11 protein-coding genes and 1 pseudogene are annotated in these 11,924 nt (G+C 41.9%); 3 read left to right on the top strand and 9 right to left on the bottom strand.

Annotation, left to right across the window (positions count from 1 at the left end):
• Positions 1 to 172: 172 nt before the first annotated feature.
• Positions 173 to 955, top strand: a complete 783-nt coding sequence (locus ACEW80_RS04825; RefSeq protein ID WP_373525498.1) for an alpha/beta hydrolase — start codon at positions 173 to 175, stop codon at positions 953 to 955.
• Between the two features lie 11 nt (positions 956 to 966).
• On the opposite strand, the gene ACEW80_RS04820 is transcribed toward ACEW80_RS04825, so the two are convergent.
• The 6 genes and pseudogenes from ACEW80_RS04820 to ACEW80_RS04795 form a co-directional block, all read right to left on the bottom strand.
• Positions 967 to 2,466 (bottom strand): family 10 glycosylhydrolase, encoded by a 1,500-nt coding sequence (locus ACEW80_RS04820; protein ID WP_373525497.1) that lies wholly within the window; start codon positions 2,464 to 2,466, stop codon positions 967 to 969.
• Between the two features lie 417 nt (positions 2,467 to 2,883).
• Complete coding sequence (gene psb27 / locus ACEW80_RS04815) at positions 2,884 to 3,288, bottom strand: photosystem II protein Psb27 (protein ID WP_373525499.1); 405 nt, start codon at positions 3,286 to 3,288, stop codon at positions 2,884 to 2,886.
• A gap of 32 nt (positions 3,289 to 3,320) precedes the next feature.
• Positions 3,321 to 4,499 carry a 7,8-didemethyl-8-hydroxy-5-deazariboflavin synthase subunit CofH gene (cofH, locus tag ACEW80_RS04810; protein WP_373525496.1) on the bottom strand — a complete coding sequence of 393 codons (1,179 nt, stop codon included), beginning with the start codon at positions 4,497 to 4,499 and terminating at the stop codon, positions 3,321 to 3,323.
• Positions 4,500 to 4,555: 56 nt separating this feature from the next.
• Positions 4,556 to 6,487, bottom strand: a complete 1,932-nt coding sequence (locus tag ACEW80_RS04805) for an ArnT family glycosyltransferase (RefSeq protein WP_373525495.1) — start codon at positions 6,485 to 6,487, stop codon at positions 4,556 to 4,558.
• 117 nt (positions 6,488 to 6,604) lie between these two features.
• Positions 6,605 to 6,760: pseudogene (locus ACEW80_RS04800) on the bottom strand (transposase); the annotation flags it as partial.
• Positions 6,761 to 6,788: 28 nt separating this feature from the next.
• Positions 6,789 to 6,974 (bottom strand): hypothetical protein, encoded by a 186-nt coding sequence (locus ACEW80_RS04795; protein ID WP_373525494.1) that lies wholly within the window; start codon positions 6,972 to 6,974, stop codon positions 6,789 to 6,791.
• A gap of 1 nt (position 6,975) precedes the next feature.
• Between ACEW80_RS04795 and ACEW80_RS04790 the strand changes: the two genes are divergently transcribed.
• Positions 6,976 to 7,119 (top strand): hypothetical protein, encoded by a 144-nt coding sequence (locus tag ACEW80_RS04790; RefSeq protein WP_373525493.1) that lies wholly within the window; start codon positions 6,976 to 6,978, stop codon positions 7,117 to 7,119.
• 457 nt (positions 7,120 to 7,576) lie between these two features.
• Here ACEW80_RS04790 and ACEW80_RS04785 read toward each other — a convergent pair whose 3' ends face one another.
• From ACEW80_RS04785 to ACEW80_RS04775, 3 genes are all read right to left on the bottom strand, one after another.
• Positions 7,577 to 9,679, bottom strand: a complete 2,103-nt coding sequence (locus tag ACEW80_RS04785) for an NAD(P)H-quinone oxidoreductase subunit 5 (RefSeq protein WP_373525492.1) — start codon at positions 9,677 to 9,679, stop codon at positions 7,577 to 7,579.
• Between the two features lie 193 nt (positions 9,680 to 9,872).
• Positions 9,873 to 10,259: a thioredoxin family protein gene (locus ACEW80_RS04780; RefSeq protein WP_373525491.1), complete on the bottom strand. Its 387-nt coding sequence runs from the start codon at positions 10,257 to 10,259 to the stop codon at positions 9,873 to 9,875.
• Positions 10,260 to 10,682: 423 nt separating this feature from the next.
• Entirely contained in the window at positions 10,683 to 11,399 is a 717-nt protein-coding gene (locus ACEW80_RS04775; RefSeq protein ID WP_373525490.1) for an NnrU family protein, read from the bottom strand.
• Positions 11,400 to 11,611: 212 nt separating this feature from the next.
• Here ACEW80_RS04775 and ACEW80_RS04770 point away from each other — a divergent pair.
• Positions 11,612 to 11,924: LysR family transcriptional regulator (locus tag ACEW80_RS04770; protein ID WP_373525489.1), on the top strand; the 313-nt coding region annotated here is incomplete at its 3' end.

Raw genomic sequence — 11,924 nt, 5'->3', positions numbered from 1 at the left:
TATAGCATCCAGAGGTTCAAAAACCTTGCACTTTCGTCGGCGAGCGCCGGGCAAATTGGGAAACTAAGCGACGAAACTACTATTTTGTAAGCTGTGTGGCTTCTAGATTCGCTCTGGAGACTTATTCAGCAAGCCCTAAGTTAATTCAGATTTAGTGATTGGTTTACAAGGAATGAGCGCCCCTTATGGCTGGAACGCCTTCATCGTATCGACGTTAACACAGATGGGCATAGCTGTAGCTTTATTCGATACACCTTTGGCTGGTGAGCGCAGCTTGGTGCGTACCTTCACGGCGATGGTAGACCATGAGATTAAGCCTTTAATTGACAGAGGCATCTCATTTGACACTGAGTTCCTCTTGTGCTTGTTTCGCCGAACTGCGGCTGATATTGCCAGAGTTCGTGATTTTTGTAGCGATCGCGATGCTCTCAATAATCGCAGATTAGCATTATTCGGTGTCAGTATGGGAGTTTTGCAAGCTGCCTATGCCTTTACTGCTGATGGTGTTGGGGAGCGGCTATTGGGTGCGATCGGTCATGCCGATCTCCAGTCCTTTGCCAAAAGTTGGGGCTACTTAGTTTTACCAGAATTAGCAGCTTCACCCTTGGGTGGAGTCGCAGAAGTACTGCTAGAACGAGTGCAACCGAATCTGAAACCCGTAGTTAAACTTTTACAATTAGCCAAAAATCTGAAATACCCCGATGAGTATGCTTGGGCGTGCAACCCGATGACCTACATTGAGCGGGTACAGCCTCCGCGTCGGGTTCGCTTTTTAGTAGGTGATAGCGATCGCCTGGTGAACATTCGGGATGCTCGTGCTTGTGCTGGACGCTTTAGCGATGGTGACTGTTATGTTGTTCCTGGTATGGGACATGGCACCCACAAATGGGGGCTATTATTCGTAGACCATGTGCGCTATTTCCTCATGACACAATTGGATGATTGGCGAAATTGACACTCTACTGCTTATCGAGTGCGACAGAATTTGCGATCGCTATCACTCTCAGGATATTGCCAAGAATAGGCAAAATGGCTAACTCCCTTAAGTTGGGGAGCAAATTGGCGAAGTGCCTGCATTTGTACTTCTAGCGATGGACGATTACTGATCGATTTTCCCCACTGCCCAGCTAAAGCAGGAATCACTTGCGTACCAGGTTTTGTCATACTCAAAACCCGCTGCGCTTGCGTCACAATACAACTGCCATCACCGCAAGTCCCATATAACATGGGATGCCACTCTAATGTAGTGGGGAACCGATCCCAAGGTTGTAAACGGGAATCATACCCTTGTCCTACAGTTTGGTTGCCATCAGGGAAAAACACTACCCCTGTAGGAATTCCTTGCTGCTTTGCTGGGTAACTAGCTATGGTGACAAAATCTAGAATTCCTTGCATGGCGTGAGCAACGGCGAGTTGCCACAATTCCCATTGTAAAATTGGTTGTCTGTCGGTTGCAGACAAGATTGACTTTTGTGCTATTGGAGGAGTACGGCCTTGCCAGAGGGGTTCCCCTTCTTGAGGATAAAGTTTATCAACTTCTGCTACATCGCCGGCGGTGACGTATGCCTTACTTAAAAAGCGCCGAATCAAGTCTAGCCCTTTGTAATTTTGTGCCCGCTTAAATAAAGCTTCTTGGATTGCGGGACTGAATAACCATAAATCTGAAACTTTGGTGGCGATGGAATCACTTCCTGCTTGGCGGGGATAGCGCACGTAGTCCAACAGCAAGCCATCTGGGCGACGGCGCAAAACTTCCTGTACCAATTTGTAGTAGTCGCGTTTTGCTTGCGGGTTGTAAGGGTCGATAAATAGTTGAGAACCGTTATCTACAACATATAAGCTCGTTTGACCTTTGCCATTACGAGCGATCGCACCTTGTCTATCTGGACGCTGGGCGTAAGTATAACCGAAATTTGTGGTAAACATCCAAGCGTAGACTTTCAAACCGCGTTGCCGACCTTTTTTAATTGCTGCGGCGAGTATATCGACCTTTTCTGCCCCTGGAGTGCGAATCACAGCAGGCCAAATCGTCGGGTTAGCTGTTGCTGGCAATAGTACCTGCCCGTCGGAAAATACTTCCAAATAAACTTGGTTATAGCCACGATTGACAATGCGATCCATAACCTGATCAATTGTTCCTGGCTTAATGTCACAGGGATACAAGCGTAACCAGATCGCTTGAACTTGCGGCCAAGTTCGAGTGCGACATTCTTGTAATTCCTGTGCCTGTTTTTGTACTATGTTTTGGTAGCTGGTTTCAGCATCTTGATTGCCTTTGAGAGCTGACAAACGTAAGTTTTCTTTTTCTTGCGCCGCCGCTGATGATAACTGACAATACTCACTTACTTGTGCCCTTGCTGGTTGGCTCCCAAAACTGGTAAGCAACGAAGTACTAGTTAAAATAACAGCGAATAGGCGCGGCCAAACTAATATTGATCTTGTAACGTTCAAAGGACGGTTAGACATACCTACCAGTAGATGGACACGATAATCATCGACCCCAACTTAGATAATTGTGGGCAACGTGTATCGAATTATATAGTTAAGTAGTAAGGGTTTTGAAACCTATTTTTTAAGACTCCCAAAAGCCTATTTGTGTTGCCATATTTTTTTATCAAGACCCAAACACATAAAAGGCAGTATAAAAAAACGCTTGAACACAAAGCAAGTTTAGTCAGCTATTGGGTAGATTTTGCATCTACCTTAGTTACTGAAAATCTACTCAAACCAGTAGGATTTTTGAACCAAGAATACTCTGGCTTCTAGCTAGAAGAGTGTCAATCAGGTTAGTTAAAAATTAACTATATCAATTTGCCAAAATAGTCAAGAGTCAAAAGTTAAAACTTAATGACTCTTGATGATGAAGTAGACAATAATTAAGAGTTAACCGCCACGCTTCAGCGCCGTCTCTACCTGCTGTAACTCCTTCTCTAGACGATTTTTGAGTTTTTCCGGTACGGGACGATTTGGGTAAGAACTATAGTGTCCAGCTAGGGAGTTGAGGGCTGTTCGGATGGTTGTAAAGGAGCCAAGAGCAGAAACAGAGTTAACTCGCTGGTAGCGAGATGAAAAGTCATTAATTTTTTGACGCGCTTGTGCTTGAACTGCTGCTTTGTCTGGTGAATCTTGTGATATGTCCAGAGCTTGTCTCATAATATTGACCACAGCTAAGGTGTCTTGGCGATAATCTCCAGTCAAACTATCTGGACTGCCAGAACAGCCCATCAAGCCGATAGCTACAACCAAAACCAGCGCAAGCAAACGCGACCAATAGCGCTTCATAAGCATTAAGTAGAAGAATACGTAAATCAATGTCCATCCTATCTTGGATTGGTATCTTGGGGATCAATTAAGTGCTGACTCCTAACTTTCTGATAAAGAGTATCCCGTTGTTGGTAAGGTCTTCCTAAAGAAGCGATCGCAGTTTCCAAAGTTTCCACTTCCATACACGTACCACCTAAAGCTCCTGCCATTGTGGTAATATGCTCCTCCATCAATGTACCTCCAATATCGTTGCAACCCCAAACTAAGGCTTCCGTCGCACCTGCAAGCCCCAGTTTTACCCAACTTTGCTGATGGTTGGAAATCCAATTGCCCAAGAAAATCCGCGCCACAGCCCCTAGCAGCAGTGCATCAGCCAAAATTGGCTGATCACGTCCGACACGGCGACGTAAGGGTTTAGGCGCTTCTTGCCCAACGAAGGGTAATAAAATAAACTCTGTGATCCTGGCTGGATATCCCTGATTGATAGCAGTTTTTTGGAGCGATCGCAATTTTTCTAAATGTCCAATTTGCTGTTCGCGGGTTTCAATATGCCCAGATAACATGGTACTGGTAGTATGCAAGCCTAATTTGTGAGCGGTGCTGACAATTTCTAGCCAAGTGGCTGTGTCAATCTTCTCTGGACACAGTATTCGCCTAACTTCATCGTCCAAAACTTCTGCGGCTGTTCCTGGCATTGATCCAACACCAGCATCGCGCAAAGCAGTAATCACATCAGCATACTCAAGTCCGTCAAGTCTGGCGATAAATTCCACTTCCTGGGGAGAGAAAGCGTGTAGATGTATCTGGGGAAATTCCTGTTTGATGGTTTCCACTACTTTGAGATAGTAGAGCAAAGATTTGCCATTGATTTGCGCTTGGGGATTTAATCCCCCCTGCATACAGATTTCCGTCGCCCCCCGCCGCACTGCATCTGTCGCTTTTTCCAAAATTTGCGCCGAACCTAACCAGTATGCACCGACATCACCATCATCTCGACGGAAAGCACAAAAACTACAGTGCTGCTCACAAATATTAGTAAAGTTGATATTACGATTAATTACATAAGTAACTGTATCGCCTGCTTGAGTGTGGCGGAGTGTATCAGATGTAGCCCGGATTGCGGCGATCGCCTCTGGATCAGTTTGTTCTAACAACACTACTCCCTCTTCAGGAGATAAGTCGTACCCCATCAATGCACGCTCAAGAATTTTTTCAACAGCAATTTTTGTCAGCATTACTTTCTTAATTTTTTAGTAAATCTTAATTTTATGATCTTGTAAGTAGTAAAATTTTACTCAATCAATACACCCATTTCTGGAGAATCCCAAGAGCGAATATAAGTTTTACCTTGAAAATTAATCTCTTGATTTTTCTTTTGTTTACTTTTTTTGGTTTCCATTGAAATAATCCCACAAGGTTCAAAATCTTTATATGAATCCTCTTTTTCTAAAATCGCCGAAATATTCGTTACATTAATATGTTGAATTTTAACTATTTTTTGATTATTTTGCTGTAAAAGTACCCGCAAAGGGTATTCCCAAGGATCTTTTCCCATCGATAGCCCAATATTCGAGCAGTTTTTTGAATTTAAAAACTCAACCGCTCCTGTATAAGTAGTATTAAGGTATGGTCTATTATTAAAATACTGCTCAATTCTGCTGACTTGGAATATATTGTTGCTATCAATGATCGGTCTATACCTATTAAAAAATACCCACGGTAATGATGACACGAGTAAAAATGTTACTATAAAAATTGCTATTTTTTGCTTTTTCAGTTTAGATAACACAACACCGACAAATGGAGACATTAGTATAAAAAAGGGCAAATGTAGACGACTATTCCAGGCTTGCCATTTTACCAAGTAGCAAAATATTAAAAATGTAGATATGGTAGTAATAAGATAAGCAAAAATATAACTTTGTTGACGGATATATTTTCGAGATATAAAAATAATCATACATATTATTATTAGTGCTAAATGTACTAAATTACCAGCACCGTTTTCATTGCCAGTTATACCAATTGTTGACCAACCTCCTGGTACAAAAAATGTTTTAGAAAAAGTTATTCGAGGATCATTAATATCTACACCAATAAATATATGGATAATTTGAATTAATTTATTTGCTATTCCATTCCATAAACCAATTGGTGTTCCTATATGCAAAGCAATATTTCTCAGAATGTTAGAAACAAGTATATTAATCCCATGTGCTTCGTTACGATAATCACTTGGTTCACCAAGTGGCGAAGCGAATAAATTATAATTACGTAAATAGTGACTAATATTAAGCAATAAAGATATACTTCCTACTATTAAAGCTGGCTTCCATGCTTGCCAACGTAAGCGTTTAATCTGGGACAAACCAAACCAAATTAAGAAGGGAAATATATAAAAATAAGCAGTTCCCTTGCTCAAAATAGCCAATCCTATGCTACTACCAATCTTAAATGAATTCGTCCAAATCTTACTTTTTTCTCCTTGGATAGTTGATAGCAAGTAGTAAGCGAGGCAAACTACCCAAAATGCAATAACGTAATCATTTTGAGTGCTTGAAGTTTGCAAGATTCCCATAGGAATTGTTGCAGTTACAACAGCAGAGAAAACCTGACCTTGTAAATTTGCTCCCAGTCGTTTCGCAATTAATGAGACTGCAATAATACAGCCAATCATACTTAACCATTGAACTAAGTTAGCGAAGTAGTCACCACCACTCAAAATTTGAAAATGCAAAATCACAAACTCTGACCAAGGGTTTTGATATAGTTGTGGAGTATAACTTGTTGGATAATGAGCAACGCTATGATTTTGTATCCAATAAGCAACACGACTCATGTGATAGTCCATAGAATCCCAGTTATTGGGTGGTGCTACGATGGCAATTAATCCAACTGTTGCTACAACAAAACCTAGTCCACATAACAATAATTTTATTTTGATATTATGTAATTGAGAGTAATTATTTTGCTCAGAAATCTGAATTTTGTGGGGATTTAGCCGCAAATAGGCATAAATTAAAATAATCCAAATTAATCCCCAAGCTCCTAATATCCAGCCAAAAGTAATTAATTTAAAAAAACTCAAAAATTCTGTAATTATAGTGAGTAATATTCCCCAGTAGGTAGTTGCTAATATCAGTGACTCACGCCACTCAGGAGAATTTTTATTAATTATTAAAAAAATAGTAATTAAGGAAATAAGAGGCAAAATTATAAACATAATACTAGTAGTTATATAGTTAAGAGCTATATTGCCATAGTTGAGCTTGTAATTGCACACTATTTTGTCTAGTTTATGTAAACCATAATCTAAAAAAAATAGGCTCTTGCGTTACTTTTATGGAAAATTAATAGAAAAGTGCCAGTTTAATAAACTGCGTAGTCGAAAATTGCTAAAGTTACGAAAGCCATATCCTAGTCTTTTAATTAACTTGAGTTTATTATTAATTCCTTCTACTGTACCACTCGTAGTTTTCCCGTCAAAATAGTTTAGTGGTTGTAGAGGAAGTGGAGCAAAAATTTCAAGTTATCATATTTTCATCTAATGTATTGATATTGTGTTCGCATTTTAATAGAGAAAGTGCGATCGCAAAGCTTACCTGAAGCGATCGCGTAGCCCAACCATCGATAAAAATACACGATGCTGTTTGCTGGTTGTTCAAAAAAGCGATTTGGTACAAAAAAAGCATAACAGGAGAAATAACCATAATGATCATCGCACACATTGAAAGTCAGATTCGTTATGTCACCAACGCAGATGGAGAAACAACAGATGTACTCGTCCCTGTAGAACTTTGGGAACAGCTTATAAGTCAATACGGTTCAGTTAAGAAAAATTGTAGGTTGGGTTAAGCAAAGCGCAACCCAACAAAGCCCCGAAATTGATATTATCCTTTGTGAATATTCTAGAGGTGTTTCATTAGATGGGTCAAGTCGATAATTAAAGTTGAGTCTTGGCTTGAGTTGTTTCCATGTATTATGACTTCGTTCCCAAACTTCATCATCTGGTATATAATGCCGCCTGATTCTGATCTCTTCTTCTATCATAAATAACTGAATGTTCTGAACGATTTTATTCTTTGAAGAGCATTAAACATCTTGAAAAAATTAGAGCTGAACTAGAAGGCTAAAATCTTATGGCTTGAATTAAAAAATCTTGTCATATTTTCAGACCCAACTCTCAATTCTTCTGTGCGACTCTGTGCCTCTGCGTGGAACAAAAAAGATTTAGTTCACTTACCTGAGAATGGCTATATCACAAGATTCAAAAAATAATGTAGGGGCGGACGATCGCCCACCCCGATTAAAATCAGGTAACACCAAAAACAATCACTAAGCCCAAAACCGCCCCAAACACAATCAAGGCATAGAATTGAGCGCGACCGTTTTCTAGGTACTTCAGACCTTCACCACTGACAAGGGTAAAAAAGCCTGTGAGGTTAACAGCACCATCGACAACGCGAAAGTCAACTTCCATAACTTGTCTAGCTAGGCGACGCAAGCCGACAACAAAAACCCGATGGTAAATGTCATCGAAATACCACTTGTTGAGAGATAACTCGTAAAGTGGTTTGATTTTAGCAGCGATCGCAGCTGGGTCAATCTTCCCGCGCAAATACATCAGCGAAGCTAAGGTAATCGCAATCAAAGAAATTCCCACTGAGGCACCCGCCATAATGTAGAATTCCGTCGGATTGAACTCGGAAGCCTTTTCTATAACTTCGGTGAGAGTTTCGCTAGGAGGAAAGATAAACTCTTCAAAATAATTGGCGTAAGGAGTTCCTAGCAAACCAATCAAAATCGAAGGAACTGCCAACAGTGCCAACGGTAGAGTCATTGTCCACGGCGACTCGTGAGGAGAGTCGCTATGATGCCCGTGGGAATCATGGGAATCATGATGCTCACCAGTGGCAGCCAATTCTCCTTTTTTCATCGCCCCAGGCCCAAAATTTGGAACTGGTTCTTCTGACTCTAATTCCAGGACGATTGTCGCCGCCGCCTTCTTGAGTTTTTGCTTGATTTTCTCGTCATTACCCCGGAATCCGCCTTCAAATGTCAAGAAATACATTCTAAACATATAGAAAGCCGTAATCCCAGCAGTTAGCCAGCCAATCAACCAGAGGAGTGGGTTAGCCTCAAAAGCCTTCCCCAGAATTTCATCTTTTGACCAGAAGCCAGCAAAGGGCGGAATACCAGAAATTGCCAAGCAACCAATCAAAAAGGTAATTGCCGTCACGGGCATATACTTGCGTAGACTCCCCATCAACCGCATATCTTGCGCTAAAGCTGGGTCATGTCCAACGACACCTTCCATGCCGTGAATTACTGAACCTGAACCCAAGAACAGCATCGCCTTGAAATAAGCGTGGGTCATCAGGTGGAATAGTCCGGCACTGTAAGCACCGATTCCCATTGCCATCACCATGTAACCAAGTTGGGAAATGGTGGAGTAAGCCAAGCCCTTCTTAATATCATTTTGGGTAATGGCAATGCTAGCCCCCAAAAATGCCGTAAACGCTCCAGTAAAGGCAATGACGTTCATTGCGGCTGGAACGTGTTCAAATACTGGGTACATCCGGGCAATCAGGAAAACACCTGCTGCTACCATTGTTGCTGCGTGGATTAAGGCAGAAATTGGGGTGGGGCCTTCCATCGCATCTGGTAGCCAGACGTGCAGGGGGAATTGGGCAGATTTCGCAACTGGACCTAAGAAAACTAAAATCGCAAACAGGACAGCGAGAAAATTGCTGATAGTACCTGATTGTACTAGTTGGGACAAGCGATCGCCCATGACATCAAATTCAAAGCTTCCTGTTGCCCAGTACAGCCCCAAAATGCCGAGTAACAGACCAAAGTCACCCACGCGGTTGGTCACAAATGCTTTTTGAGCTGCATCGGCTGCTGACTTGCGATCATACCAAAAACCGACCAGCAAGTAGGAACACATTCCGACCAGTTCCCAGAATATATAAATCTGTACTATGTTCGGGCTGAGTACCAGACCTAACATTGAAGAGCCAAACAAACTGAGATAAGCATAAAACCGCACGTAACCTGGATCGTGAGCCATGTAGCCATCGGTGTAAACCATGACCAAGAAGGCTACCGTTGTCACAATCACCAGCATTAGGGCTGTCAGGTGGTCAATAGTGTAGCCCATGTTCAGGTGAAAATTGCCCGCAGCCGCCCACTCTAAGGTGTACAGATAAGGCGGGTGTCCTTGAATTTGACTCCACAACAAGGCAAGCGACAGCCCCATAGCTGCTCCCATTAGGGAGATAATCACTACAGCGTTCAACTGCCGCAGGTTGTTTGTCACCTGATTCAACGAGATTAACCCTAGACCGACCAGCATTGCTCCAAAAAGAGGTAATACTGGAATCAGCCAAGCATACTGATAGATTGCTTCCATCACTGACGCCTACTTTTAGAATTCTTAACTAGCGTGTCGAAACTGTTAATAATTGTGACACACACCCTTTAAGTTAAAATAACCCACTCAAAGGTCATTGAGTGGGGTATTAAGCATGGTTTTATATTTGGGCATTGGGAATGCTGAGTCATAAGTATAATTACTACTCAGCACTCAGCACTCAGCACTCAATTCAGGCTGACCAACACTCTAAGTCCACTGTTTTTGAACTTTTGTAGATTTTGGGGCAACTGCTGTAACTGGCTTTAATCTCTTCTAAAGCTAGATGTAAATCTTCTCTGCCGCGAAAGCTTTCCAAGCGATGCCGAATATTGCCATTTTCAATCAATATTAAAGTGGGCAGTGACTTTAGCCTATAAGTAGTAGACAGTTTAAAATTTTGATCGGCGTTAACCCCAACTAATTTAATTTCTTCCCCGCATTGGGATTGAAATTGCAACAATAGTGGATGGATAACCCGACACAACCCACACCAAGGGGCTTCAAAATTAACTAAAACAGGAATTGGAGATTCTAAAACTTCTTGAGTAAATGTCTGCTCACTAACCGACAACACCATAACGATGACGCCTCTTGGATTATAGGGTTTTTTATATCAAACTAGCTATCAGCATTGAAGTGAAGGATTGGCAAGCTAGTAACTGCCGATAGATGCTTTCAGGACAAAAATCTCAGGACACAGAATAATTAGGCAAAAAATCAGCGCATTGATGTGTCTCTGACAAAAAAGCCAGCGCGACTTTGACGATGGCTTTTTTGGATGTTTAACTCCTGATTGCCGTGGCTGTCTGGAAATTTGACTGAATTTGCCATTTATTGCCAATTAAAAACAACTGACCAACAACTACCAATATAAAATCTTAGGCTAACTGAACGCACCTCACTCACAGATGTTTAAAATAATCCTACATTGATTCGGGGGCAATTGATAAGCTGAAATTTTCAATTTGGATTTTCTGCTGACATTGGGGATCGCTTAAAATTACCATGCTATCCTACTAGTTGCTTCGATTAACAGAGGGTGCGACCACCAAAGTAAAGCCACAAAAATAGCAACTCCTAAATAGGCAGGGCGGAGAAATTCCTGCCATTTGAGAGATTGACGCCCGTCAATAATTGCTTTAAAGGGAATAATTGAAGTCCGCTGTTTGGCAATTTCAAAGGCTTCCCCATAGCGATCGCTCAGGCGACGATCGCCGTGCCAAACCCCAAATAAGTGATGCAACACCAACCCAATGGAAGTCACAAGGGTAAAGGTAGTACCTAACCACAGAGTATGAGCAATACACCAAATTATTTGTCCCACCATCTGAGGGTGACGAGTAATCCGAATAATTCCGGTTTCGTAGAGATTAACTTGGGGCTTCTGAATGGCAGCAATTTCTAGTAGATTGAAGGTAGCAGGATATAAAAACAAAAACGAGATCGCTGACAGCACCCAAACAAATTCTCGCACTCCTAGCACTCCTTGTACCTGCCAAAGTTGCAAACCGTCATAGCGGTGTCCAAAAAAGTAAATAATTAAGATTGCAGCCAACGGTAGGCTGACTAATGCAAAAACAACGCGATAAAGCCTTGCACCAATGTATTTTTCGGCCCTTGGGCGCAAAGCAGCGCCTCCACTATGAGCGATCGCAAAAGCTATTTGTAGCCCCAGTATGACAAAATGACTGGGTGTCAACCAAGAAATCGGCAGCATATACACGGGTGAAGTAATTTAAAGAAAACTCAATTCAGTACAACCAATACCACAAAGTATTCAAAAGGGGACTTTAGTCAAGATGTTGTGCTACTGTCTTTTTCGAGTCAAGCCTTCAAGTTTAATATGCAACAAATCATCCCCAGCTGATTGCTGTCAAACCTGATTTGTTGTGTGTATCCGCTCCTTTTAAAGTTTGTGGATTGAGCCTTATGTCTGACCTTCCTTTCACTTTAGATCAGTTACGTATTTTAAAAGCGATCGCACAAGAAGGAAGCTTCAAGCGCGCCGCTGATAGTCTTTACGTCTCCCAACCTGCCGTTAGCTTGCAAGTCCAAAATCTGGAACGGCAGCTAGATGTCCCCCTATTCGATCGTGGAGGACGACGCGCCCAATTAACCGAAGCAGGGCATCTACTCCTAAGTTACGGAGAAAAAATCCTCAGTCTGTGTCAGGAAACTTGCCGTGCGATTGAGGATTTACAAAAACTTCAAGGCGGTACTTTGATTGTCGGTGCTTCTCAAA

The sequence above is a fragment of the Nostoc sp. genome (genome assembly GCF_041747015.1).
In the GTDB taxonomy this organism is placed as follows: domain Bacteria; phylum Cyanobacteriota; class Cyanobacteriia; order Cyanobacteriales; family Nostocaceae; genus Nostoc.
Note: the sequence above shows the minus strand (reverse complement) of the source record. Positions and strands in the feature narration are given on the sequence as shown.